This window comes from Halomonas sp. AOP12-B1-6 (genome assembly GCF_052379225.1).
Lineage (GTDB): Bacteria > Pseudomonadota > Gammaproteobacteria > Pseudomonadales > Halomonadaceae > Vreelandella > Vreelandella casei.
This window is the reverse complement of the sequence record NZ_JBQSYK010000001.1, coordinates 992,463-1,017,759: the sequence shown is the minus strand read 5'-3', so window position 1 is coordinate 1,017,759 and position 25,297 is coordinate 992,463. Positions and strand designations below refer to the sequence as shown.

Here is a 25,297-nt window from a genome sequence, read left to right as displayed (position 1 = left end):
TGAGCACGGTTTTATAAACACGGTTTTATAAACATAGTTTTATGAACATAGGTTTATGAACATAGGTTTATGAACATCCGACAGCGTTTATGAACAGTAGATCAGACATAACAACCGCTATAAAAGCAGACTATCTTGTGCAGGAGAGAACGATGAAAAAAGTAACCATAACCCTAGGCTTGCTCACGGCCTTAGCGTCAGGGCAAGCGCTGGCAGTAGATCAGATTAATGCGGTACACGCGTTTCCTCCTTCGCTGATTTATACCCAAAGTTTCCTCGAGTTTGTCGATAAGGTGAATGAGCGCGGTGAAGGCGTTGTGAAAATCAACGTGCGCGGCGGCCCTGAGGTAATCGGCCTTTCCGAGCAGCCCGATGCCGTGCGCAACGGCGTAGTGGATATGGCCTATACCGCGGCAAGCTTTTATGCCGGTACCGTGCCTGAGCGCGATGCCATGGTGGCGTCAAATACCAACGCTATCTATGCGCGTGAAAATGGCGGTATCGACCTGCTCAATGAAATCCATCAGGAAAAGATGGGCACCTACTACCTAGGCTGGTTCGACAGCGGCGTCAGCTACAACTTCTATACGATTGAAGAGCCTAGCATTGATGAAGCAGGTAATCTGAGCGTTTCGGGCCTGCGCCTGCGCAGCAACCCGGTATATGACGCCTTCTTCCAAGATTATCTGGGTGCACAGCCGATCAGCTTGCCGACCACCGACGTATACGCCGCCCTTGAGCGCAGCGTGGTGAACGCTACCGGCTGGACCCAAATTGGCCTGAAAGATCTCAACTGGGATCGCTTTCTTAACTACCGCGTTGATCCTGCCTTCTTTTCTACCGATATGGGCGTGATCGTTAATCTGGATAAGTGGAACCAGCTCAGCGAAGAGTCACAGCAAATCCTTCAGGAAGTTGCCATTGAGCATGAGCGCGAAAGCGCCGAGAAGCTGGCCGACTTAGCCCAAGAACAGCAGGCTCAGCTTGAAGCAGACGGCATGCAGGTCGTGACGCTAGAAGGTGAGGCCGCACAGCGCTTTTCAGAGGCTGCCCGTGACTCGACGTGGGAGCGTATGCGTCGTCAGATGGAGCGTCATCCTTCTGGTCTTGAGCACTATGACGAGCTGATCGAGAAGTTTAACGACTTATAGAAACGTAAAGGGGGGCGTTGAGCGATCAAGCGCCCCTTTGGTGTGATTCTTTTTCAGGGTCTCTTATGCGCTACGCACAACGCGGCTACTTGCTGCTACTTAATGGCATGGCTTTGCTGGCCGCTATCATGCTGGTCTGGCTGATGGTGGCAGTGGTGCTCTCGGTGGTTATTCGAAATTTGGGCCTGCAGCCCTCGGCGTGGTTTTTCCTTTCCACCGAATACGCCATGTTTTATCTCACCCTGCTGGGTGCGCCCTGGCTGGTGCGCCAAAAAGGGCACGTACATATTGAACTGCTGACCTCTGTGCTGCCGCTGCCCGTGCTTAATATTCTTAGCCGAGGCGTGTCGCTGCTATGTGTCGTGGTGTGCGGCGTATTGGCGTGGAAAGGGCTGGATTTATTACTGCTCAATATAGAACGCACCGACTATGACGTGCGTGCCTTCTTTGTGCCGAAATGGATGCTGACCATTGTGTTTCCGATCAGCTTTACCTTAATGGCGATCGAGTTTGGCCGCTTTGTAGTGGGCCATGAAATTCTTCACAGCGGCGAAGCGGGGATTAAAGAATAATGGAATGGTACTTTGCGCTCGCGTTTCTGCTCTCGCTGATTCTTATCTTTATGGCGATTGGCACCCCTATCGCCCTAGCGTTTTTGGCCGCCAACGTGATTGGTGCGTGGCACTTTATGGGCGGCCAAACCGGCATTTTGCAGATGCTCAACAACGGTTTTGGCGCGCTTTCCAGCTTTAATCTGGTGCCTATTCCGCTGTTCCTGTTGATGGGGGAGCTATTTTTTCGCACCGGGCTGGGTATGAAGATGTTCAATGCCGTTGACCAGCTAATGGGTAAGCTGCCCGGGCGTTTGTCTTATGTGACGGTGGTGGGTGGAACGGCATTTTCCACGCTGAGCGGCTCTTCGATGGGCTCCACTGCGCTGATGGGGTCGCTGCTGGTGCCTGAAATGGAGCGTCGCGGCTATAAGAAGAAAATGGCGATTGGCCCCATCCTTGGCACCGGCGGCCTGGCGATTATTATTCCGCCCTCTGCGCTGGCGGTGCTGCTGGCGACGCTAGCGAAAGTGGATATTGGCGCGCTGCTGATTGCCGGTATTTTGCCGGGACTGACGCTGGCGGGGTTTTATATCGCCACCATCTTTATCCAAACCAAGCTGGACCCTGAAGCTGCACCGGCCTATGAGCTGGAACCAGTTTCGCTTAAAGCTAAGCTCCGCCTGATCATTACCGATATTTTGCCCATGCTTAGCGTTATGGTCATTATTGTGGCGCTGATGTTGATCGGTTTTGCTACGCCCTCAGAGGCCGCCGCCTTTGGCGCGTTGGGTGTGATTATTTTGGCGTTTATCTTCCGTTGCATGACCTGGGAAGCGTTTAAGCTTTCGGTGACCGGCGCGTTGAAGGTCACGCTGATGGCTTATTTAATCGTGTTTGGCTCGGCTACCTTTAGCCAGCTGCTGGGCTTTTCCGGCGCTTCCGGCGGTTTGATCGGCTGGGCAACCGGTTTTGACCTGTCGCCGATCTTGATGCTGCTGGCAATGTTTGCGGTGCTGCTGGTGCTGGGCACGTTTATGGAGCAGATTTCCATCATGATGCTAACGGTGCCGATCTTCTTCCCATTAGCACAGGCGTTAGGATTTGATCTGGTGTGGTTCGGGATCATTGTCCTGCTGGCACTGGAAATCAGCTTCTCAACGCCGCCTTTAGGACTGCTGCTGTTTGTTATGAAAGGGGTGGCGCCTCCCGGCACAACCATGAGTGAGATTTACTCGGCCGCTATTCCTTACATTCTGTGTTCGATGCTGCTAGTGGCCCTGCTGATTGTATTCCCCAGCCTGGCGACCTGGTTGCCCAGCATGCTGCAGTAACGGCGTTACGGTTAATGAAAAAAGAGAGGCGTCTGCCTCTCTTTTTTTATGCGTACCTCGCCGCAGTGGCTTACTCCCAGGCGGGAAAAGGATCGGGCAGTTGCTTCCATGCCGCCATACCTTCCAGCAGTTCTGCCTCGCTTAGCAGGCAGGCATCCAGCGCTTCACGCATTTGGGTTTGATCCAGGTTCTGGCCGATAAACACCAGCTCCTGGCGCATATCGCCAAACGGCTCCTGCCATTTTTCCATAATGAAGTGCCGCGTCTCAGGATCTTCCGGCCAGTTGGCTTCCGGTATGGCTTTCCAAAACATGCCGGCGGGGCCGTGGTGAGCGATGCCGCCTGCCTGGCTCCACTGACCTGCGGCCTGAGGGCGGGTGGCGAGCCAGAAAAAGCCTTTCGAGCGTAATAGCCCTTTGCCGAACCACTCTTGGTTGAGCAGGTCGTGGAATTTCTGAGGATGGAAAGGGCGGCGGGCGTAATAGGCAAAGCTGCCAATCCCGTATTCTTCGGTTTCAGGCACGTGCTCGCCGCGCATTTCTTTTAGCCAGCCGGGGGCCCGCTGAGCGCGCTCAAAGTTGAATTTTCCGGTGTTGAGCACTTTATCGAGCGGTACGCCGCCTTGCGTGATGGGCACCAGCTCGGCATCAGGGTTTAACGAACGTAGTATGGCCTTTAAGGCTTCCAGCTCTCGATCGCTAATCAGGTCGGTCTTGCTGATCAGCAGCACATCGCAGAACTCGATTTGATCGACGAGTAAGTCCGCGACGTTGCGCTCGTCGTCTTCGCCCAGACTTTCGCCAGCGTCAGCGAGGCTTTGCGCTTCGCGATACTGCTCAAGGAAATTAGCGCCATCGACTACGGTGACCAGCGTATCCAGCCGCGCAACGTGGGAAAGGCTCTGGCCGCTTTCATCTTCAAAGGTAAAGGTTTCCGCCACGGGCAGCGGTTCGGAAACACCGGTGGACTCGATGACCAAGTAATCAAATCTGCCTTCCCTTGCCAGCTGGCTGACTTCTTCAAGAAGATCTTCGCGAAGAGTGCAGCAAATGCAGCCGTTGCTCATTTCTATCAAGCGCTCTTCTGACCGGTTAAGCACGACCTCACCATCTAGCGTCGATTCACCAGGGCCGCCGCGCACTAAGGCCGCATCGATATTCACCTCGCTCATATCGTTGACGATCACCGCCACGCGGCGGCCTTCACGGTTGGCAAGAATATGATTGAGCACAGTGGTTTTACCAGCGCCCAGAAAGCCGGAGAGCACGGTGACGGGTAAGGGGGAGAACGCAGTCATTGCTAGATCACCTCTAAACGGGTTTATGTTATGTGATAATATAACAATAAATTCATGATGTCATCGACGTCACATTCTCATTTCTAAAGATGGTGATATTGAAACTGTACTACTGCCGCAATTAACACCGTGAGGTAGGCTCTAGCCATTGGGGCAGTGCATTACTCTGCCTGGATTTAGAGGCAGTTAACGTTTGGTGTAAGTATTTCCTAACGCTTGTAGTCCATTGCCTTCATTACTCAATGTATTGCGTTCATACGTTGTTGTATTGCCATTCCTGGCGATCGGCAATCCAATATAGAGAGCGATTAAAAAAGTAAGCATCTGTTTAATGAGGCGATGTGGTTAAGCCCAAACAAAGTTCCATAGCTGTTTATTAAAAAGTCAGGAGGGGTCAATATGATGCCTTATAACAATTAAATAGATAGCGGCTGTTGTAAGGGGGCGGGTATGCACTGGGGAATGCAGAATAAATACTTGAAGCACATACTGGTCGTCATGTGGGTAACTACGGCATTAGTAATGACGCCAGCATCGGCAAATGAGTTAAGGATTATCACTTCTTATCAATCTGATATGGTCGATCCTATCGTCCAAGCATTTGTTCTTCGCCACCCTGACCTCTCTATTCGTCTCTTGAATAAGAACACTCACGCAGCCGTTGATGAAGTACTAGCCGGAAATGAGCGCCACTTTGATCTTATTTGGGCCTCAGCACCTGAGGCCTTCGTAGTGTTAGATGAAGGCGAGCGGCTTAATGATATAGGGCATGGGGCGTTCGTGGATTTTGCATACTCAGCCGTAGGGTGGACATGGCGTACCCCATATGATGGATATGTACCTCAAGAGTGGAACGATCTGTTAGATCCAGTTCTTGTGCAAGATATTGCCATATCACACCCATTACGCTCCGGCACAACGCACTCATTGCTAGAGACGATTTTACAGGATCGTGGTTGGCAAGCAGGATGGGCCTGGATTCTTGAGCTAGCAGGCCAGCTAAATACTATTTCAGCACGTAGCTATGGCGTATTAGAAGGTATCGAGAACGGTGACTTTTCTATCGGTTTGACTATCGACTTCCTGGCGTTGACGCGCAGTCAACGCGGATTGGTGTTTCGCTATGGTCGCCCCGTTATCGTTATCCCCGCGCGTATTGCTGCTCTTCAAGGGGGCGCGCAGCCCGTTGCAGCGCACGCCTTCATGGAGTTTATTCTATCTCCCGAAGGACAGCGTATTTTGCTGAATCCCGATATCCGCCGCATTCCTGTGAATTCTGAAGTCCGAGCCGAGCTATCGGAATCGTTGGACCCATCCATTCGCGCGGCCCTGAACTTTAGTTGGTCGCGCTATGATCCTGAGCTGGCTGCGCGCCGCTACTGGCAGATTAATCAGCTGTTTGAGGCCTTTGTTGCACGTGATTTACTGCTACGCCGAGAGCTCTGGCGACGGCTGCGCGCGGTAAATAATGTTCCGGCGTTCGAGATTGACCGAGTTCGTCAACTGCTGACATGGATGCCGATAACCGAGCATCAGGCGCGCTCTGCCCCTCAGGATCGCGAGACGCTGTTGGAATGGGCCGAGAGATCTTATGGGATATTACGTGATGTGGAAGCGCTTATCCGTGAACTGGAGCGTCAATGATGGGCTGGCGGTATAGGGGCTCAATCCGTGGACAATTGGTGGCAGTACTCATATTGGTTGTTATTGTCGCGACGGGAGTGCTGGCAGTAGGCATGATGGTGATGCTGCGCGCCGAGCATGACTTTCGTGTGCTGGCGGAGGAGCGCATTCCCGCTGTGGCGTTGGCGGGTGAGCTGGCTGAGGCCACTGGCGAGTTGGCCGCACTAACGATGCAAGTGGTCGCCGCCCCAGAGATGCATGATGAGAGTATGAAGCGGTCCATAGACAATGCTTCTGCAGCGGTAGAGGCGGTACTGGGATCGCCAATTTGGTTGGCAGCATCTGGGCGCTATGCCGTCCGCACCTCCATCGAGACCGCTGAAGGTAATCTACGTCGTGCGCTCGCTGAATTTGGCCGTCTTAGTGCTGAACTTGAAATGCTCCGGCAAGAAGACACCCGGACAGGTGCGGGCTTGCGTTGGGCCCACGCTGATGTGCAGGGCCAGGTGCAAGGAATCCTAAGTGATCTGTCCTTCAACATGGACACGCAGTTAGCGACGTTAGTGGATAACGGTGGGTTGATGGCTCGCGAGGGCGCTAAGCAGGCATTATCTCAAGATTGGCTGCTGCGCGATCGGGTACAGCAAATTGGCTCCGAGGCCGCAACCCTAACGGCTCTGCTATTACAAGCACGTTCAAGTGACCGTCTAGAGGCAATAGAGCAGGCGGCCACACTAGGGCGTGACACATTAGACCGGCTAGAGCTAGCGGAGCTGAACTTGCCACAACGAATTGATGTGGCGTTACTGCTACAAGCGCTAGAACAGCTGAAGGGGCTTGCTTTGGAGCCCAATAGTATTTTCGCGCAGGTACGCCAGCGTCTAGCGCTTCACCACGCTGCTGTAAATGAGTTGCATAGTGCTCAGGCCGCTCTGGCCGACATGCAAGCACGCTTGACCGATTTAGGGCGTGCTGAGCGAATCGGTGCCCAGCGGCGCGCTGACACCGCCGCGACGACGATCATGCAAGGCTCGTTATGGCTGGGAATGGTAACGCTGTTGGGAGCTGTGGCGACGGCCATTATTTTGGCCATCTTTGTTCACAAGCGTATTTTGCTAAGGATTGAAAGGCTCTCCACTGATTTAACGCTTATCGCGCAAGGCGATTATCCCTTGCACGATAAAGCTAGCAATGTGGCAAGGGGAGATGAAATCGCCAATATGGCACGTGCGGTCAAAGTATTTCGCGCTTCAGTTCATGAGCGTCAGCAGGCAATTGAGCGTTTAGAATTGACTCAGCGTGAACTGGTACAAGCGGGTAAAATGGCAGCGCTTGGTCAGATGTCGGCTGCGATCAGCCATGAAATCAATCAGCCACTTGCCGCTATTGGGCATCGCCTGCACAACTTAGGTATGGCCCACCCCGAGACGCATCCCGCTATTGCACGTATTGAAGCGCTGCTGGAACGTATTACCCGCACTATCGGCCATCTGCGTCGTATCGCACGTCGCTCGGCTCATCGGAATGTCCGCGTCATACTGGCTGACCCCATCCAGGCCGCATTGGAGCTGCTGGATCATCGCCTGCGTAGCGAGAGTGTGCATGTAGAGTGTGATGATCTGGCAGGAATAGATGTTTCTGGTGACGATATTTTATTAGAGCAAGTGCTGCTCAATATTTTGGGCAACGCACTAGATGCAATTGAATCGCGGGAAAACGTGGCCGAACCAGGCCTTATCCGTATCGAGCTGACTCAGCACAACCCCGTTCTTCTGGTGATTTGTGACAACGGTGTAGGCCTAGGGGGGCAAAGTGGACTAGCGTTGACCGATCCTTTCGTAACCACCAAAGAACCAGGTAAAGGGCTAGGTTTGGGTCTTTCCATTGCATTCAATGTTATGCAGGACATGGGCGGACACTTGCAAATTGAGCAGAACTCGCAGGGTGGAGCCGAGGTAAAACTACGCCTGAACCGTTGGCAGGATAAAGAAAAAGAGGTGATGAAATGCCCGAAGTGATGCTGGTCGAGGATGACGAGGACCTTCGCCAGGCGACCACCGAAACGTTGGAACGAGCAGGGTTCCAGGTTCATGGATATATGGCTGCCCAAGAGGCGTTGAACGAGCTGACGGCAGATTTTCCAGGTGTGATCCTGTCTGATATGCGCATGCCTGGCTTATCCGGGCTGGATTTTCTCGATTGCGTGCGGGAACTCGCGCCGGAAGTCCCCTTCATTTTGATCACGGCCCATGGCGATGTGCCCGCCGCTATGCGCGCCATGCGCAATGGCGCGCATGATTTTTTGGAAAAGCCTTGCTCTCCAGAGTTGATGCTGGACGTGCTAAAGCGGGCTCAGGCCATGCGTGATTTGTATCTGGAGAACGAACGACTGCGTCAAACGGGCATTGAGGATCGATTAATCGGAGGTTCTGCCATCATACGGCAGTTACGAGAAAAACTGCGACGCCTAGCGTGCCTTGATGTCGACCTGCTGATTGCCGGAGAGACCGGTACCGGCAAAGAGCTGGTTGCACGGGTACTACATCATCTATCGGCGCGGGGCGCTTCTCCCTTTGTAGCCATAAACTGCGGTGCGTTGAGCGAGGCTGATGTAGATCGCGAACTATTCGGTACCAGCGATTCACCTGGGCTCATCGCGCGAGCGCAAGGCGGCGTGCTTTACCTGGACGAGCTTGAGTCAATGCCTGATAACTTGCAGGTGCGTTTGCTGCGCGTGGTTGATACGCGCGAAATTACGCCGCTGGGAGCAGCACCCCGGTCGGTCGATCTGCGTATTTTGGGTAGTGTTAAACACCCAACCGAGCAGCTAGTGGCCGAAGGCAGACTACGTGCTGACCTATTGCATCGCTTTAACGCAGGAACGCTTTTTTTACCGTCACTACGCGAGCGCGAAGATGATGCGTTGTTGCTGGTCAACCATTTTGTTGTAGAGGCTGCGGCCCGCCATAACTTGCCGAAGATGCATATAGATAGTGCCCTAAGTCGCCGCATTGCCTACTACGACTGGCCAGGCAATGTTCGAGAGGCCCGCAATCTGGCTGAGCGGCTAGTCATCGGTCTGGATACTAGCTTGTGTATGACTAGCTATGCCGGTAAGGGAAAGGGCCAGGGGTACGACGCGGCGATGGAAGAGTTTGAGGCCCGTCTACTGCGTTCTACTCTGCTTCAGTCTGGAGGCCGAAAAGCCGAAGCCGCTGCTCTTTTGGATATTCCCCGAAAACGTCTTTATTTGCGCCTGCGCCACCACGATTTGCTGTAATGAAAAATGGGACATTTATGACCCATTTGGTGTGTCGGTTTTGACCCTAAAAATTAAATAAAACAATAGGTTGAAAGGTTTTTTTCTATCTTGCATAGTTCCTGTGTGTTAAAGCACGCCGAGCTTTTACCGGTGCTCGTCTGACGACCATGGGAGTATAAAATGAACAAAACCATGACGATTAGTGCACTTGCACTAATAATGACTTCCTCCGCTGCCTTTGCCGATACGGTGACTGTAGTGACTTCATTCCCGCGCGATTTGACTGATCCCTTCAAGGCTGCCTTTGAATCCGCCTACCCCGACACGACGTTAGAAGTAGTCAGCCGTAATACGAATGCCGCCGTTTCGTATCTACAAGAAACCCGCAGTGCCAATAGTATCGACCTTATGTGGGCGTCGGCGCCTGATGCCTTCGAAGTACTCAAAGAGGAAGGGCTACTGGCTGCCGTAGATGTACAGTATGAAGGTATCCCTGATGAAATCGGTGGCTATCCGATTCATGACCCCGATGGCACCTACTATGGTTTTGCAGCCTCGGGATACGGGATCATGTACAACACTCGTTATATTCAGGCCAACGACTTACCTGTGGCTGAAGAATGGGAAGATCTCAAGCGTGCCGAATACAATGGGCACGTAGCGATGTCTGCCCCCTCGCGTTCTGGCACTACTCACCTGACGGTCGAAACCGTGCTTCAGGGCGAAGGTTGGCAAGAGGGTTGGGCAACATGGAAATGGATCGCGGGTAATATGAATACGGTTACCGAGCGTAGCTTTGGGGTGCCTGATGCAGTTAATTCAGGGGCCACTGGTTTCGGAATCGTCATCGACTTCTTCGGCTTGGCGTCCAAGGCATCTGGCTTCCCCGTCGAATTAGCCTATCCAAGTGTGACAGCCATCGTTCCTGCTAATATCGGTATCATCGAGAATGCTCCCAATCAGGAGGGGGCCAAGCAGTTTGTAGAGTTTCTACTCTCACTTGAGGGGCAGGAAGTCCTACTGAGTCCCGCCATCATGCGCTTGCCGGTCAATCCAGATGCTTATGCTAACGCGCCTGAGGATTTCCCCAATCCGTTCTCGGAAGAGTTTGCTCCTAATGCAATCGAGTTTGATGTCGATGTATCCGGAGAGCGTTATAACCTGGTGAACTCTCTCTTTGATGTGCTAATAACCTACCGCCTCAATGACTTGCGAGCCGCAGTAGCTGCCGTCCAGCAAGCCGAGGCAGCGCATGCAGAAAGTGGTAACGAGGAAGCCCTGGCTCTTATCGCTGAAGCACGTGCATTGATCGAAGCGATGCCAGTGACCGAGGAAGAGGCACTCAACCCTTCCTTAACGAACGTTTTTACTTCCTCAAGTGCCGATGCTGACACTGAAGTTGTAGGGCGTCAGTCCGAGATAGAGCAGTCCTGGGACAGTTTTGCTGTCCAGAACTATCGCCAGGCAAAAGAGCTCGCCGATCAAGCAATCGCGCTGAACTGAGTGCTCTGAAACAAGTAGAGTTCCGCGCTGCCTCGTCAGCGCGGTAATTGACGACACTCCGAGGTTATAATGCCTGATTCATATCAGACCGCTTCACGCGGGTTCACCCTGTTTCCCCGTCTGTCAGGTGCTGCCATCTCAGGAATTCTGATCGCCATTTTCCTTATGGCCTTTCTGATTTTGCCAGTTGCGCAAGTGCTCTATGTGGCCTTTTTGGACTCACGCACTGGGGGCTTTACATTACAGAACTTTCAAGATTTCTTTAATACCAGCCTTTTTCGCGAAAGTTTCGTTAACTCGCTTTACGTTTCGGTCATGTCAGTCGTGTTTGCAACATTGATTGCGCTACCACTGGCCTATATCACCACGCGGTTCAACTTTGCTGGCACTGCGGCGATTCAGGCATTGGGCATTATTCCCTTGATCATGCCACCGTTCGTAGGAGCGGTTGCCATGTCGCTGTTATTTGGCCGCAATGGTTCTGTCAACCTGCTTTTGAACCAGTATTTCGGCTTCCGCATACCGTTTATGGAGGGGCTCAACGGGGTCATACTCGTTCAATCTATACACTATTTCCCTTTCATCTTGATCAACCTGTCGGCGAGCCTTCGAAATATTGACCGCTCGATGGAAGAAGCAGCGCAGAACCTGGGTTCGCACGGAATGCGAATGTTTCGGCGCATTGTGTTCCCGCTGGCAATGCCCGGATATTTGGCCGGTGCAGCGCTGGTATTCATCAAAGTATTCGACGACCTGGGAACGCCATTACTGCTTAACGTCAACAATATGTTGGCGCCGCAGGCTTATCTGCGTATCACCGGAGTAGGGATTAACGACCCGATGGGTTACGTGATCTCGTTCATTTTGGTGGTTTTCTCGATCTTCTCTCTATGGGCATCGTTTTTGTTCATGCGCGGAAAGGACTATGCCACCGTTCAAAAAGGCGGCGGAGGTCTATCGCGCCGCGACCTTAAACCACGTGAGAAATGGCTGGCCTGGGGCGTGATTCTGTTGATTCTGGCATTGGTGCTATCCCCCCACTTAGGGCTGCTGCTACTAGCCTTTGGTACGATTTGGTCGTTCTCTCCGCTGCCTGATGGCTTCACAATGGAGCACTTCGTCACGATCTTTACCCAGTCCTCACAATATGTATGGAACACGCTAATCTATGCTGGGTCAGCAGCCCTGATCGACGTGCTGCTGGGTACTGCGATCGCCTATATTGTGATCCGTACAGGATTGCCGGGCCGCAAATGGCTGGACTACATGGCCACCGCTGCATTGGCGGTACCGGGGGTGGTGCTGGGTATTGGTTACCTGCGTATGTTCCACGGTGTCCAATTACCGTTTGGGCTTGGCCAACTCTCGAGTTTCTGGGGCATTATCATCATCGCGCTTGCAGTACGACGCCTTCCCTATGCGCTACGTGCTTGCATGGCGGCGTTGCAGCAAGTCTCCCTATCGCTAGAGGAGGCGGCTGCCAGTCTTGGCGCCTCGCGTACCAGCACAATCCGGCGCATTGTCGTGCCGCTGATGACTGGAGGCATCCTGGCCGGATTTGTCACTAGCTTTGCCACCGCCGCAGTAGAACTCTCTGCGACGATCATGCTAGTTGGGCGCGCTTCGGATGCACCACTTGCCTATGGAATCTACTTATACATGCAGTCGCCCGCTGGACGTGGAGCAGGTGCCGCGCTTGGTATTCTGGCGGTCGTGATCGTAGCGCTGGGTACCTACCTGTCGCAACGCATCATTGAGCGTGAGCGTGTCCGTCAGACCATGTCCAACGACCAGCATTAAGATTCGGAGAGTATAGATGAGCCAGACCAAAGCCGGTATACAGATCGAGGACTTGCACCTGTCCTTTGGCGAAACCAAGGTGCTGGAAGGTATTAACATGGTGATTGAGCCGGGGGAGTTCTTTGCCTTTTTAGGCCCCTCCGGTTCGGGGAAGTCAACGCTCTTACGCGCGATTGCAGGATTTGGTCCAACGCCGCGTGGCCGCATCCTTATTGGTGGGCACGATATCGCCAGCCTGCCACCATGGAAACGTAACGTGGGGATGGTGTTTCAGTCCTATGCGTTGTGGCCACATATGTCGGTACGCAGAAACGTAGCTTTTGGACTGGAGGAACGCCGTATTCCCAAACGCGAGATTGGTACTAAGGTTGAACAAGCCCTCGAAACTGTAGGCCTATTGCACCTGGCTGACCGTATGCCCGCACAACTGTCGGGTGGGCAGCAGCAGCGCGTCGCACTAGCTCGTACCATCGCCATTGAGCCGCAGGTGTTGCTGCTTGATGAACCGCTCTCGAACCTGGATGCTGCACTACGTGTTCAGATGCGACGTGAATTGCTAGCCCTACAGCGAAAGCTAGGCCTAACTACGATTTTCGTGACACACGACCAGGAGGAAGCCAATACCACTTCTGATCGCATGGCAGTGCTTGATCGAGGCGTGATCCAGCAGATTGGTACGCCCCAGCAGCTTTACGATTACCCTGAAAATGCCTTCGTAGCTGGGTTTCTCGGTACTGCGAATATCCTTAAAGGCACCATGCAGGAGGGCACGTTTGTCACTGAAGCTGGGCAGCGTCTACCTACGAGCGAGAATGTGCTGGGAGCCAACCGCATTGTATTGCGCCCGCAGAACATTCGCTTAGCCGACGCTGGGGCAGATGGTGACATTGTTGGTCAAGTGGCACATCGAGAGTTTCTAGGTAGTCAGATTCGCTATTTAGTCGACACGCCTGATGGTTGTATCGTTATAGACATGCTTCACTCCTTTGGACAGCCACCGTTTGAGCCCGGGGCGTCGATTTCGATGTCTATCGATAGTCGCACCGCACCGCTGCTAGTGGATTAAACTATGGAAGAGCTGTGGTTTATCCGCCATTTTCGTACATCATGGAACAGTGCTGGCCGTTTACAGGGCCAGCGGGACATTGCGCTAGATGACCCTCTAAGCGATCAGGATACAAAGACATTGCAGGGTAACCTTGAAAGAATAATGGGCCAAGAGTTCGCACTGGTAGTGACCTCTCCATTGCAACGGGCGTGGCAAACGGCAGCGTTGCACGGGTTTCCAGAGGCTGAGCCAGATCCCGACTTAGTCGAGATAGCTTTTGGCTCATGGGAAGGTTGTACATGGGATGATCTCGAATCCGAACATCCCGGTATCTGGCAAAGCGCACCGCATAGGTTGGTGCTGGGGGAACCGTTCGAGGCATTCAATGCTCGGATCATGCGGTTTTATGAGCGAGTGCTTGCAACGCCCGGTCCGGTATTGGCCTTTGGCCATGGCGCTTGGCTAGGAGGCTTACAGCGGCTTCTCAACGAAGATTCTGAGAAAGGACTATCGCGGCAACTGTTAGGTAATGGAGCGCTCCTCAGGTTGAATCTGGCATCCAACCAAAAAATGCGGTAGCAATATAAATGTCATCATCATTGTTGAATGTAGCGGTGGTGGTAGGATAATGCCCACATTTTTAGAGGGCTTCAAAAATATAGCTAAGGCCATATAGGCTAGTTTCTGCTAAGGGGTAATCCTTTGTTTGACGATCTTGCCCCCACCGAAACAGAATATCAAAGTGGAAATGCGAATTATGGCCCCACTCACGCCGAGCTGGTTTCCTTACCTATTCGCGATCATGAGATGAGTGCCCGCACTATTGAGGTGCAAACGTTAGCTGGGCGTACGCTGCCTAAAGGAGTGGCCGACTTTCTGGAAGACTTGTATATCGCCTTGGCGTAAGCGTTATGGTGAGAACACTATAGCGACCCAGCGCTCAGCGATTACGCGCATGCCTCTTAGTGGCTATGCACCAGCGCAGCGCATCAATCACGATAAAGACCGCCAGACTCACGCCAAGCACCGGTAGCGCTAAGCCTAGAGCGATAGCGATCACGCTCACACTGAGTTTGGCAGTGAGCGGTAGCATGAGCCAGGGTTCTGCAATGGTGGGAAAGCGCTGGCCGCTCGCTGCGCGCAGCCGTCGCCATGCCGTTACATAGCCCAGTGCGATCAGTGCGACCAGCCCCGCGGCGATTAGCGCTAGCACTAGCTGATTGGCGATACCAAACAGTACCCCCATATGCAGATCAACGCCCCAGCGAGTGAGCTTGGCGGCTAAGGGAAAGGTAGAAAAATCAGTTTGATCGGTCACGGCCATGCTGTGTGGATGTAGTGCGATTTGATCGACCTGTGTTGGCCAGCGTCGGTCTATTTCCGCTACCCGCCACGCTTGGTTTTCATTTGTCGGTGGAGAGAGCTGAATACGGTGGGCCTTTAAGCCGGCTGCCCGAGCGGCATTTAGCGCGCGGTCAAAATCCTCGGGCAGCAGCTGTACGCTGGTGGTAACGGGAGCCGAATGACCGTGATGCTCTGCGTGTTCATCGTGTGGCTGGCTATCGGTGTCGATTAGTGCCGTCGAGGCACTTGGCGTGCTCCAGCCCCAGGCATTGCGCAGCTCTCCAATGTTGCCGCCCGCCCATTGGGACCAGGTAAGCCCGGTTGCCGAAAAGAAGAGCAGTCCTAGCGACAAGATCACCCCTAGCGTTGCATGGCGCCGTCGCGTTGACTGGCGTCCGGAAAGCATTTTTAGCGAGCGACGCTGCCAAGCCCATAGCAGAATCCCCCCGAGCGCGGCTAGCCAAAGCCACGAGGCGGCCAGCTCGCTATAAAGACGGCCAACATCGCCCATTAATAGCTGGCGATGAAAGTGATCAATAGCGGTGCGTAACGGTAAGATACCGCTGGTGCCGTAAACCGTAGTGTCACCCGTGACGACCAGCGAAATAGGGTCAACAAAGATCGCACGGTGTTCCGAGGGTCCAAGATCAGGCGCGTTAAACATCAGCCGAGTAGTGTCGCCGAGCTGTGGTGCGGGGCGCACGGCGTTTGGCAATGTCGATTGGTCTAAGTAGCGTTGGGCCGTATCAATCTGGGCGGCCAGCGGCTGAGCCTCGCCCTGGCTGACGCCATATAGCGTGTCGTGATAAAGCCACTCTTCCAGCGGCGGGCTCAGCAGATAAGCAATTCCGGATAGCGCAGCGATGAGGATAAACGGCCCAACGAAGAGGGCAATATATAAGTGCAGGCGACTAAGCAGCGTGAACAGTAGTTTGCTAGTGCGAACAGATGGGCGTTTTGTCATTTTTATTCCGAGCTTAATCGACTAAGTAGCTGATCAGATTATACAGTATCGTTATCGATCACTAGTCAGCAGGCTGCGGTTAAAGGACGCATAATTAAGCAGTTGAGTGCATAGGCTTGGTGGCGAGCAGGGCGCGAAATACCCCGTTCATCAGCACGGGTTCGTCATGACGAATGGAAAAACCTGCCGTCGTGAGTAGCGGCTGCGCTTGGCGGGTGATATCAGTGGCAATGGCCGATGTCAGTTGATTCAGCAAGCGCCGGCCCGCTCCCGAAGGCTGGCTATCCGGTTGGAATTTGTCCATCACGCACAGCTGTCCACCCGTTTTTAACACGCGATGCGCTTCGCTAAGCCCTTGCTGCGGGTTAGGCATCACCGCAATGATCAGGTGCATGATCACGACGTCAAAGTGTTCATCGGGATAGTTGAGCGACTCAGCATTCATAACGCGGCATTCAACGTCGCGGCGAAGTGCTTCAGCGCGTTGGGCTGTACGCTTAACCATAGCGGGTGCCAAGTCGGTGGCGTGCAGCTCAATATCATGCGGTAGAAAGGGCAGGTCCAATCCCGTACCCGCACCGACCATGAGTGCTCGCATGCCTGGCTCCCAGTCCACTTGGCCGAGCGCAATGCGTCGCGGTTTACGAAATGCGCGGTTAGCGACGGTGTCATAAAAGGGGGCGTAGGCGGTATAGCGTAGGCGATTCCATGCGGTAGTATTGAACACGTGAGATACTCCAAGCGAGCCGTTTTGAGTACTCTCTGTTGTACACCACGTCAGGCTGCAGCGCTAAGCGTTTGCGAATAACCCCCACTGCATTGTTTTGTCGTTACAGGTTTATGATGACTGTTTTGTCGAGACTGTTTTATCGAGACTGTCGCTACGGCCCGAAGCTTTAAGAACCACCTAGCCCATAACCAGTCTATAATGTTCTCTTACAAGGATATCGGGGTGGGTAGCTGATTTAAGCTGCTGGCGACTGATGCCTTCGTTGTGCTTGAATACGGCGCATTCAACTGATCGAATGAGCATGATGGTATGCCAATTCGGCACATAAGCGAATTTGAACTTAGTCAAAGGATTGTCCAGGAGCAATACGCTAAATGAGAGGATTTACCCCACGAAACATCTTAAGCCGCAAAGGCTTTCGCTCTGTCGCCGTTCTAGGCGGGCTGCTGATTGGCAGCATTCCTCTTGAAGCTTTCGCCTTCGGTTTTGATGATGTTGCCAGACAAGCCGAGGAATTGGCTCAGCAGGGTTACAGCGCGCCAGAAACGGCCATGCCAAATGAGCTGCAAGAACTCAGCTATGCGGAGTATGCGCAAATCCAATATAAGCGGGATCGCGATGTTTGGAGCGGTACTGGTTCGCCGTTTACGCTTAGCTTTTTCCACGAGGGAATGCATTACAACAGTGCGATCCAGTTAAATAGTATTGATCAGCAGGGCGACGTTCATGGCTTTGCTTACAACGCTGACGATTTTACCTACGGTGATTTAAATATCCCTGACGGCGTTAAAAATAGCGACGACCTGGGTATCGCCGGCTTGAGAATTAACTATGCGATGAATGATGCTGATCGCAAAGATGAAGTCATGGTGTTTCTAGGCGCAAGCTATTTTCGTGCCGTAGGTAGAGGGCAGGTTTACGGTGTTTCAGGGCGCGGGCTTGCGGTTGATACGGGGCTGCCATCGGGTGAGGAGTTCCCACGCTTTAAAGAAATGTGGATTGTCGAACCTAGCCAAGAAAGCCAATATTTAACCATTTTTGCATTGCTCGATTCACCTAGTGTGACCGGTGCCTATCGCTTTGTGCTGCGCCCTGGTGACGAAACCTTGGTCGATGTACAGTCGCGCCTTTATTTGCGCCGCTCGGTCGAAAAACTGGGGATAGCACCGTTAACGAGTATGTACCTTTACGGCCCAGAGCAGCCTTCATCGACGCTTAACTATGTGCCCGCCATCCATGATTCTAATGGCTTGCTCATCAACGATGAGCAGAATGGCCGAACCTGGCGCCCGCTGGTGAATCCGGCCAGGCTGATGATGAATCGACAAGAAACGCCTGAGTTAGGCGGTTATGGGTTGATGCAGCGCGGCCACAACTTTAGCGACTATCAGGATCTTGATGCGCGCTATGACCTGCGTCCAAGCGCCTGGGTCGAGCCGCTTAATGACTGGGGTGCCGGTAGCGTTGAGCTGATTCAAATTCCCACCAGTAATGAAACCAACGACAACATCGTATCGATGTGGTTGCCTAATGAAATGTATGAGCCGGGTACGCCACTGGCCTTTGATTACCGTATGACGACCTCCGTCGATGAAGAGCGTCATCTGGATCCGCAGCTTGCCTGGGTTGATGAAACCAGACGCTCGCGTGGCGAGGTGGTTAGGGATAACCTCGTTCGTGAGGCCGACGGTACGCTCGCGTTCGTTATCGACTTTGTTGGGCCCGCGCTTGATGGTATTGGCAGCAATGCCAACATCAGCGTTCAGGCAAGCGTGGGGGATAATGGCAACTTAGCGTCTAGCCGCGCTGTACCTAATCCGGTTAGCGGTGGCTGGCGCGTGTTTATCAACGTGAAGCGCGAGAATACCAGCCAGCCGCTAGATATAAGGGCGCAGCTAATGCGCGATGGCAAGCCGATCTCTGAAACTTGGTACTATAGGCTGCCTGCGAATGGCTGATATGAGTGCTTCCAGGACGCCTGCGCCGACTAATCGTTACCTTGAGCGCTTGGCGCTCGAGACTCAGGATCGCGATGAGCGGCGTAAGCTATTAGTCGGTGATCTTGATCAACACGACATGGCGTCGTTGCATGCTACGTTAGGCGGGCACAGCGAGGAATATAGCGACGACAGTGATCCGGCCGCGTCATCCGTTGGCCGGCGCTTGGCGCTGGCCTATGCAGAGCCGCCGCTAGCGCCACCTGAGGTGCTTTCAACCGACGCGTCAGGCATTACTCGATTGCGCACGTCGCTTCCCATCAAGCGAACGCCGCTGGCACCGGAGCAGTGGTCGACCAATCCTATTGTGAATACCGGTCGGCGCCTTAAGAACTGGGCTAACCGCGGTTGGAGCCGCCGGCGCAAAAGAGAATATCATTCGCCTGCGGCCTGGCGATGGGTGGCCACCAGGCGTCGCTGGATTTTGCTGGTGCTGATTTTCGGCCAAAGCATCATCGCGGCCAATCAGATGCGTACCGTGCTTCCCTCTCAAGGGCAGCAGTGGCTTGAGATAACTATCCTGTCACTGTTTGTGCTGCTGTTTGCCTGGGTATCCGCAGGGTTTTGGACGGCGCTGATGGGGTTCTTCCAGCTATTACGCGGCAATGATCGCTACGCCATTGATAGCGAAGTCGGTGACGAGCCGATTCACGCCGAAGCGCGCACAGCGCTGCTGGTGCCGATTTGTAATGAAGATGTTGCCCGAGTGTTTGCCGGCGTGCGCGCCACGTTGGAATCGCTACGCAGCACGGGCAATGATCAGCATTTTGACATCTTTATTCTGAGCGATACCTTTGATGCCGACATTGCTATTCAGGAAAGCTACGCTTGGCTTGCGATGTGCCGCGATCTGGAGGCTTTCGGGCAGGTTTTTTACCGCCGCCGACAGCGCCGTGTAAAACGTAAAAGCGGCAATCTTGACGATTTTTGTCGCCGCTGGGGCGCGCTTTACCGCTATATGCTGGTGCTGGATGCTGACAGCGTGATGAGCGGTAAATGCCTGACTCGCTTGGTGCAAATGATGGAGGTGCATTCCAAAGCGGGCATTATTCAAACCGCGCCACGGGCCTCCGGGCGGCTCAATTTGTATGCGCGCATGCAGCAGTTTGCAACACGGGTTTACGGGCCGCTGTTTACCGCGGGGCTGCACTTTTGGCAGCTTGGTGAGTCGCATTATTGGGGCCACAACGCGATCATTCGCTTGGCCCCTTTTATGCGTCATTGCATGCTCGCACCGTTGCCTGGCAAGGGGTCGATGTCGGGCGAGATTTTATCCCACGATTTCGTTGAAGCGGCATTGATGCGCAGCGCCGGCTGGGGGGTGTGGATTGCCTATCGGTTGGAAGGCAGCTATGAAGAAATGCCGCCTAACTTACTCGATGAGCTCAACCGCGACAGGCGCTGGTGCCACGGCAACTTGATGAACTTTCGGCTGTTTTTCTCGAAAGGCATTCATCCCGTACACCGTGCCGTGTTCCTGACGGGCTTAATGTCTTATCTCTCAGCGCCGCTATGGTGTTTGTTCTTAGTGCTGTCTACCGCGCTACTAGCCGTGCATACCTTTGGCACGCCTAACTACTTCCCAGAGCCGGGAATGCTGTTTCCCGTGTGGCCGCAGTGGAATCCAACCTTAGCCGTGGGGCTGTTCGGTGTGACCGCGCTACTGTTGTTCTTGCCTAAGTTTCTTAGCGTGCTGCTGGTGTGGATCAACGGTAGCCGCCAATTTGGTGGGCCGCTCAAAGTGTTGGCCAGCATGGTGCTCGAGTCGCTTTTTTCGATGCTACTAGCGCCGGTAAGAATGCTGTTTCACACCCGCTTTGTACTGGCATCCGTGATGGGCTGGGAGGTTCAGTGGCGATCACCCTCGCGTGAAAATAGCGACACCACCTGGGGCGATGGGATACGCAACCATTGGAGCCAAACGCTGATAGGCGCCGTGTGGGCCGCAGGCGTTTACGTGCTTGAACCGACGTTTCTTTGGTGGCTATCGCCTATAGTGGTTTCCCTGATGGTGTCTATCCCGGTATCGGTACTGTCGAGCCGAGTCTCGCTAGGGCGCTTAAGCTTTCAAAAGCGGCTGTTCAGGATTCCTGAAGAGACGCAGCCGCCGCGGGTGCTGCGGCGTATGGTGAAATTGCTTTCCCAGATGAACGCAGGAATGGCCGCACCGTCCTTTGCCCAGGTGGTGGTGGACCCCGTCCCTAATGCGCTGGCCACTGCGTTAGGCGCTTCACGGCATTCAGATGCTGAGCCCGTGCGCAGGCGTCGAGACGAGCGGGTTTCACGCGCGGTCAGGATGGGCCCGGCGGCAATGAGTCAGTTGGAGCGTTTAGACTTTCTAGATGATCCGGTGATGATGTCGCAGTTGCACTACCACGTGTGGAACGATAGCAACGCGCATCAAAGCTGGTTTGGCTATGGCCTGCCAGGGCGCGACTCCAAACACCTGCCTACGTTTAAATAAGCGTTTTATAACGACTAATCAAGCTGGCTGAAAGGCTGGCTTGATTCTCTTCTCTTCTCTTCTCTTCTCTTCTATTGCCATTCAATGCCGCGCTCGTCGTTTGCCAAAACTTGCTACCCATATTGATTGATAGCGCTATGATTGATGGAGCTATAGTTTATGGAGCGATAGTTTATGGAGCGACAGTTGAAACGCGCCACTTTTCAAATCTCAATGATCTGTCAGTATGATTAAAGTGGCCGCTGCAAGGCCGCATTGAGAAAAAGTAAGAGCGAAAGAAAAAGAAAAAGGAAAGCACTATGGCCCATACCTATCACACCACGGTGGGAAGTCGCAGCTACCGCTTCGCAAACCTAGCTGAGCTAATGGCAAAAGCCACGCCGCCCCGTTCGGGTGACCGCTTGGCTGGAGTGATGGCAGAAAGCGCTGAAGAGCGCGTGGTCGCCCAAATGATGCTGGCTGAGCTTCCTCTCACCACCTTTTTAAATGACGCGTTAATTCCTTACGAAGACGATGAGATCACCCGGCTGATTATGGATGATCATGACGCCGACGCTTTTGCCCCCATTCGACATCTCACGGTGGGTGATTTTCGTAACTGGCTGCTTTCGGATCATGCGTCTAGCGAGGCGCTTACCGCCATACGCGCAGGCGTTACGCCTGAAATGGCCGCCGCGGTGAGTAAGCTAATGCGCAACCAGGATCTCATCTTGGTGGCTAAAAAGTGCCGGGTCATTACCGCCTTTCGCAATACTATTGGCCTACCTGGGCGGCTCTCCACGCGCTTACAGCCTAATCATCCTACCGATGACGTAACCGGCATTGCCGCCAGTATTCTCGACGGCCTGCTCTACGGTAGCGGCGATGCAGTGATTGGCATCAACCCAGCCACTGATAACGTCGCCCAAAGCGTTAAGCTGATGCGCTTAATGGACGATGTGATCCAGAAATATCAAATTCCCACCCAATCGTGCGTGCTCACGCATGTGACCAACACGCTGGAAGCGATAGAGCAGGGCGCCCCTGTGGATTTGGTCTTTCAATCCATCGGTGGAACGGAGGCGACTAACCGCAGCTTCGGCTTTGACTTGAGCACGCTGGCGGAAGCCGAAGCTGCGGCGCAGTCGCTTAATCGCGGCACGGTGGGGCGCAACGTGATGTACTTTGAAACCGGCCAAGGCAGCTCGCTTTCCGCCGATGCTCATCACGGGCTCGACCAGCAAACCTGCGAGGCGCGTGCCTATGCCGTGGCGCGTAAGTTCAACCCTCTGCTGGTGAATACCGTGGTGGGCTTTATCGGCCCCGAGTATTTGTTTGACGGTAAGGAGATCACCCGCGCCGGGCTTGAAGACCACTTCTGCGGCAAGCTGTTGGGCGTGCCCATGGGGTGCGATGTTTGCTACACCAACCACGCTGAAGCCGATCAAAATGATATGGATAATCTGCTGACGCTACTTGGCGTGGCGGGCTGCAACTTCATCATGGGCATCCCCGGTTCTGACGACATCATGCTCAACTATCAAACCACCTCTTTTCACGATGCGCTTTATGCGCGCCGAGTGCTGGGGCTGAAAGCGGCGCCAGAATTTGAGCGATGGCTTGAAGAAATGCAGATTTTCCAGGATGTGAGTACCTATCGGCTTAATGACCAGCTGCCCGCTGCCTTTGCGAATAGTCTGCGTCATCTACCTAAGGAGCCTCGCCATGGCATATAACGGATCATCGCCTATCGTGGTGGAGAACCCCTGGGAGCGCCTCAGTGCCTTTACCGATGCACGCATTGGCTTAGGGAGAGCGGGCATCAGCCTGCCGACCAGCAAGCTGCTGGCATTCCAGCTGGCCCATGCTCAGGCGCAAGATGCGGTCCACTGCCCGCTAGACGTCGAAAAACTGGCCGATGAGCTTGCTCAGGCTCTTGAGTTGTCTCAACTACCCCTGCGCCTGCATAGCCATGCTCAAGACCGTGCGACGTATCTTCAGCGGCCCGATTACGGCCGACGGCTTAACGACGAAACCCGCGAGCAATTGCAGCAAGCCGCCACATCTCAGCAGCGCTTTGACCTGTCGGTGGTGATTGCCGATGGGTTGTCGGCACTGGCTGTGCAGCAGAACAGTGCAGCGTTTCTCAGCGCACTTTATCAACTGTTCAAAAACGATAGAGTCGATTGGCAGCTAGCGCCGCTCACGATTGTTGAGCAGGGGCGGGTCGCGATTGGCGACGAGATAGGCGCACTGCTGAATGCCGATGCCGTGCTGGTTATGATCGGTGAACGGCCCGGGTTGAGCTCGCCAGATAGCCTGGGGCTGTATATGACCTGGGCGCCGCAGCCAGGGCTTAAGGACGATAGCCGCAACTGTATTTCTAACGTGCGCCCGGCAGGCTTGCAGGTCGAAGAAGCCGCCAGGCGCTTTTTTTTACTGTTAAAGGAGGCCCGCCAGCGCAAGTTGTCAGGCGTTACGTTGAAAGACCGCAGCGAAGACGATGTGCTCGAAGGCGATGCCTCTGCAAGCGGCTCCACGCGTAACTTTTTGGTTGCCGATTAAAGCGGTTAATCCATGCAAGTTGCACTCTGAAAAGAGCCTTCTAGATCGATCAAATCAACATCTTCTAACAACAATATGGAACGTCGTAATCAGTACTTGAAACGAGGAACGGCACGCCGCTGACAACTCTTTCGTTCCACATGAAAAGGCCGCAACGATGACACAACCCTCGATTGATCAGGCGTATCTGGCAAAGCGCCAGCTGCGTAAAGGTACTGCTGGGTGGATGCTGCTAGCAGGACTGGGCGTTTCCTACGTGATTTCCGGAGATTTTGCCGGTTGGAACTTTGGTATCGCCGAAGCGGGATGGGGCGGCTTTGCGATTGCCGCCTGCTTAATGGCGCTAATGTACCTAGCTTTGGTGCTATCGCTGGCGGAGATGTCGGCGGCGATACCTGCCGCGGGCGGTGGCTACAGCTTTGCTCGCCAAGCGATGGGGCCGGCAGGCGGGTACTTAACCGGGCTTGCGGTATTGATCGAGTACGCCTTAGCGCCCGCCGCGATTGTGATTTTTATTGGCGCAGCGGTTGAGTCATTGCTAGGCATCAATGGGCCATTGGTTTACCTGATTTTCTACGCGGTGTTTATCGGCATTCATCTGGCTGGCGTGGGTGAAGCGCTTAAAGTCATGATGGTCATTAGCGGCCTGGCGGTATTTGCCATCTTAGCGACCGCTGTGGCGCTGATTGGCAGTTTTGACGCGGCCAATCTATTTGATATAGCCCCCACCGATGCAGCGGGCGCGAGCACGTTTATGCCGTTTGGTTGGTACGGCGTTTGGGCGGCGCTACCGTTTGGGATGTGGCTGTTTCTGGCGGTCGAAGGCGTACCGCTGGCCGCTGAAGAAGCTAAAGACCCCGCACGCGATATGCCTAAAGGTATTATCGCTGCGATGCTGTTTTTGCTGTTCACCGCGCTGCTGGTGGTTGTGCTGTTAGCCGGTGCTGCCGGGGCTGAGATGATCGGCCAAAGCGGCGTGCCGCTGGTTGATGCGCTTAATGCGACCGGCAACCCGATGCTGGCGACCACGGTTAACGTGCTGGGCTTGGCTGGGCTAATTGCCTCGTTCTTTTCGATTATTTATGGCTATAGCCGGTTGGTGTTTGCGCTTTCACGCGGGGGCTATTTGCCTAAGCGCCTATCGCTGACCAGCGGGCGTAAAGTGCCTTATCTGGCGCTGATTGTACCCGGTGTGTTTGGCTTTCTGGCATCGCTAAGCGGGGAAGGCGACCTGATGCTAGCAATGGCCGTGGTAGGGGCCACTATTTCCTATGCGCTGATGGCGCTAAGCCATATTTTACTGCGTTTAAAACAGCCTGATTTGCCACGACCCTATAAAACGCCGGGGGGCATTGTGACCTCATCGATCGCGCTGGTGCTGGCCTTAATAGCCTTAACCGGCGTATACGCGTTTGATCCACGCGCGTTTAACTACACCATCGTGCTGTTTATCGCGGGGGCAGCCTACTTCTTTCTCTACAGCAAACATCATCTGGTGGCGAAAACCGCCGAAGAAGAGTTTGCGCTAGTGTCCGCCTCACCTGAGGATCTGGATAAGAGCGAACCCGTATCAACTGCCGCTAAGCTGTAAGCGAGCCAGCGATTAGGCTACTGTGGTAAGCCCCTGACGGTATGATGTCGGGGGCTTTTTCTTAGTTATTTTGCCTATCTATTTTTTTTCTATC

General features: G+C 53.9%; 19 protein-coding genes. 16 read left to right on the top strand and 3 right to left on the bottom strand.

Annotated elements, in window-relative coordinates; translation table 11 throughout:
- Positions 1-152: 152 nt before the first annotated feature.
- The 3 genes from dctP (at position 153) to ACT3TR_RS04530 (ending at position 3,036) form a co-directional block, all read left to right on the top strand.
- The gene (gene dctP, locus ACT3TR_RS04540; protein ID WP_096282110.1) at positions 153-1,151 is read left to right on the top strand and encodes a TRAP transporter substrate-binding protein DctP; all 999 of its coding nucleotides are present in this window, start codon (positions 153-155) and stop codon (positions 1,149-1,151) included.
- A 65-nt stretch (positions 1,152-1,216) separates the two neighbouring features.
- Complete coding sequence (locus tag ACT3TR_RS04535; RefSeq protein WP_096282109.1) at positions 1,217-1,723, top strand: TRAP transporter small permease; 507 nt, start codon at positions 1,217-1,219, stop codon at positions 1,721-1,723.
- Entirely contained in the window at positions 1,723-3,036 is a 1,314-nt protein-coding gene (locus ACT3TR_RS04530; protein WP_096282108.1) for a TRAP transporter large permease, read from the top strand. Before ACT3TR_RS04535 ends, ACT3TR_RS04530 begins: the two co-directional genes overlap by 1 nt.
- 70 nt (positions 3,037-3,106) lie before the next feature.
- Here the strand turns inward: ACT3TR_RS04530 and zigA are convergent, their stop codons facing one another.
- On the bottom strand, positions 3,107-4,333 hold the full coding sequence (gene zigA, locus ACT3TR_RS04525) for a zinc metallochaperone GTPase ZigA (protein WP_096282107.1): 1,227 nt from the start codon (positions 4,331-4,333) through the stop codon (positions 3,107-3,109).
- Positions 4,334-4,783: 450 nt separating this feature from the next.
- Here zigA and ACT3TR_RS04520 point away from each other — a divergent pair, with 450 nt between their 5' ends.
- The 8 genes from ACT3TR_RS04520 (at position 4,784) to ACT3TR_RS04485 (ending at position 14,475) form a co-directional block, all read left to right on the top strand.
- On the top strand, positions 4,784-5,977 hold the full coding sequence (locus ACT3TR_RS04520) for an ABC transporter substrate-binding protein (RefSeq protein WP_096282106.1): 1,194 nt from the start codon (positions 4,784-4,786) through the stop codon (positions 5,975-5,977).
- A 38-nt stretch (positions 5,978-6,015) separates the two neighbouring features.
- On the top strand, positions 6,016-7,974 hold the full coding sequence (locus tag ACT3TR_RS04515) for an ATP-binding protein (protein ID WP_217990298.1): 1,959 nt from the start codon (positions 6,016-6,018) through the stop codon (positions 7,972-7,974).
- The gene (locus tag ACT3TR_RS04510) at positions 7,962-9,236 is read left to right on the top strand and encodes a sigma-54-dependent transcriptional regulator (protein WP_096282105.1); all 1,275 of its coding nucleotides are present in this window, start codon (positions 7,962-7,964) and stop codon (positions 9,234-9,236) included. The genes ACT3TR_RS04515 and ACT3TR_RS04510 overlap by 13 nt, the downstream gene beginning before the upstream one ends.
- Before the next feature lie 162 nt (positions 9,237-9,398).
- Entirely contained in the window at positions 9,399-10,721 is a 1,323-nt protein-coding gene (locus tag ACT3TR_RS04505) for an ABC transporter substrate-binding protein (RefSeq protein ID WP_096282104.1), read from the top strand.
- A gap of 69 nt (positions 10,722-10,790) precedes the next feature.
- Positions 10,791-12,521 carry an ABC transporter permease gene (locus tag ACT3TR_RS04500; RefSeq protein WP_096282103.1) on the top strand — a complete coding sequence of 577 codons (1,731 nt, stop codon included), beginning with the start codon at positions 10,791-10,793 and terminating at the stop codon, positions 12,519-12,521.
- Between the two features lie 16 nt (positions 12,522-12,537).
- A complete protein-coding gene (locus tag ACT3TR_RS04495; RefSeq protein WP_096282102.1) occupies positions 12,538-13,587 on the top strand; it encodes an ABC transporter ATP-binding protein in 1,050 nt (349 codons plus the stop codon).
- 3 nt (positions 13,588-13,590) lie between these two features.
- Positions 13,591-14,148, top strand: a complete 558-nt coding sequence (locus tag ACT3TR_RS04490) for a histidine phosphatase family protein (RefSeq protein ID WP_096282101.1) — start codon at positions 13,591-13,593, stop codon at positions 14,146-14,148.
- A gap of 123 nt (positions 14,149-14,271) precedes the next feature.
- Complete coding sequence (locus ACT3TR_RS04485; protein WP_096282100.1) at positions 14,272-14,475, top strand: hypothetical protein; 204 nt, start codon at positions 14,272-14,274, stop codon at positions 14,473-14,475.
- A 34-nt stretch (positions 14,476-14,509) separates the two neighbouring features.
- Here the strand turns inward: ACT3TR_RS04485 and ACT3TR_RS04480 are convergent, their stop codons facing one another.
- Positions 14,510-15,877, bottom strand: coding sequence for a PepSY-associated TM helix domain-containing protein (locus ACT3TR_RS04480; RefSeq protein WP_096282099.1), 1,368 nt, complete (start codon positions 15,875-15,877; stop codon positions 14,510-14,512).
- 94 nt (positions 15,878-15,971) lie between these two features.
- Positions 15,972-16,604 (bottom strand): class I SAM-dependent methyltransferase, encoded by a 633-nt coding sequence (locus ACT3TR_RS04475; protein WP_096282098.1) that lies wholly within the window; start codon positions 16,602-16,604, stop codon positions 15,972-15,974.
- 377 nt (positions 16,605-16,981) lie between these two features.
- On the opposite strand from ACT3TR_RS04475, the gene ACT3TR_RS04470 reads away from it, so the two are divergent.
- The 5 genes from ACT3TR_RS04470 to eat all read left to right on the top strand — a co-directional run bounded on the left by ACT3TR_RS04470 (position 16,982) and on the right by eat (position 25,203).
- Positions 16,982-18,565: a glucan biosynthesis protein G gene (locus ACT3TR_RS04470; protein ID WP_096282097.1), complete on the top strand. Its 1,584-nt coding sequence runs from the start codon at positions 16,982-16,984 to the stop codon at positions 18,563-18,565.
- Between the two features lies 1 nt (position 18,566).
- Positions 18,567-21,068: a glucans biosynthesis glucosyltransferase MdoH gene (mdoH, locus tag ACT3TR_RS04465; RefSeq protein ID WP_096282434.1), complete on the top strand. Its 2,502-nt coding sequence runs from the start codon at positions 18,567-18,569 to the stop codon at positions 21,066-21,068.
- Positions 21,069-21,367: 299 nt separating this feature from the next.
- Entirely contained in the window at positions 21,368-22,783 is a 1,416-nt protein-coding gene (locus tag ACT3TR_RS04460; protein WP_096282096.1) for an ethanolamine ammonia-lyase subunit EutB, read from the top strand.
- On the top strand, positions 22,773-23,612 hold the full coding sequence (gene eutC / locus ACT3TR_RS04455; protein WP_096282095.1) for an ethanolamine ammonia-lyase subunit EutC: 840 nt from the start codon (positions 22,773-22,775) through the stop codon (positions 23,610-23,612). The genes ACT3TR_RS04460 and eutC overlap by 11 nt, the downstream gene beginning before the upstream one ends.
- A gap of 157 nt (positions 23,613-23,769) precedes the next feature.
- Positions 23,770-25,203: an ethanolamine permease gene (eat, locus tag ACT3TR_RS04450; RefSeq protein ID WP_096282094.1), complete on the top strand. Its 1,434-nt coding sequence runs from the start codon at positions 23,770-23,772 to the stop codon at positions 25,201-25,203.
- Positions 25,204-25,297 lie beyond the last annotated feature (94 nt).

Excerpts from the sequence above, each read along its gene's own strand:
- dctP (WP_096282110.1), top strand. The coding sequence starts at position 153 with ATGAAAAAAGTAACCATAACCCTAGGCTTGCTCACGGCCTTAGCGTCA.
- ACT3TR_RS04535 (WP_096282109.1), top strand. The coding sequence starts at position 1,217 with ATGCGCTACGCACAACGCGGCTACTTGCTGCTACTTAATGGCATGGCT.
- ACT3TR_RS04530 (WP_096282108.1), top strand. The coding sequence starts at position 1,723 with ATGGAATGGTACTTTGCGCTCGCGTTTCTGCTCTCGCTGATTCTTATC.
- zigA (WP_096282107.1), bottom strand. The coding sequence starts at position 4,333 with ATGACTGCGTTCTCCCCCTTACCCGTCACCGTGCTCTCCGGCTTTCTG.
- ACT3TR_RS04520 (WP_096282106.1), top strand. The coding sequence starts at position 4,784 with ATGCACTGGGGAATGCAGAATAAATACTTGAAGCACATACTGGTCGTC.
- ACT3TR_RS04510 (WP_096282105.1), top strand. The coding sequence starts at position 7,962 with ATGCCCGAAGTGATGCTGGTCGAGGATGACGAGGACCTTCGCCAGGCG.
- ACT3TR_RS04505 (WP_096282104.1), top strand. The coding sequence starts at position 9,399 with ATGAACAAAACCATGACGATTAGTGCACTTGCACTAATAATGACTTCC.
- ACT3TR_RS04500 (WP_096282103.1), top strand. The coding sequence starts at position 10,791 with ATGCCTGATTCATATCAGACCGCTTCACGCGGGTTCACCCTGTTTCCC.
- ACT3TR_RS04495 (WP_096282102.1), top strand. The coding sequence starts at position 12,538 with ATGAGCCAGACCAAAGCCGGTATACAGATCGAGGACTTGCACCTGTCC.
- ACT3TR_RS04490 (WP_096282101.1), top strand. The coding sequence starts at position 13,591 with ATGGAAGAGCTGTGGTTTATCCGCCATTTTCGTACATCATGGAACAGT.
- ACT3TR_RS04480 (WP_096282099.1), bottom strand. The coding sequence starts at position 15,877 with ATGACAAAACGCCCATCTGTTCGCACTAGCAAACTACTGTTCACGCTG.
- ACT3TR_RS04470 (WP_096282097.1), top strand. The coding sequence starts at position 16,982 with ATGAGAGGATTTACCCCACGAAACATCTTAAGCCGCAAAGGCTTTCGC.
- mdoH (WP_096282434.1), top strand. The coding sequence starts at position 18,567 with ATGAGTGCTTCCAGGACGCCTGCGCCGACTAATCGTTACCTTGAGCGC.
- ACT3TR_RS04460 (WP_096282096.1), top strand. The coding sequence starts at position 21,368 with ATGGCCCATACCTATCACACCACGGTGGGAAGTCGCAGCTACCGCTTC.
- eutC (WP_096282095.1), top strand. The coding sequence starts at position 22,773 with ATGGCATATAACGGATCATCGCCTATCGTGGTGGAGAACCCCTGGGAG.
- eat (WP_096282094.1), top strand. The coding sequence starts at position 23,770 with ATGACACAACCCTCGATTGATCAGGCGTATCTGGCAAAGCGCCAGCTG.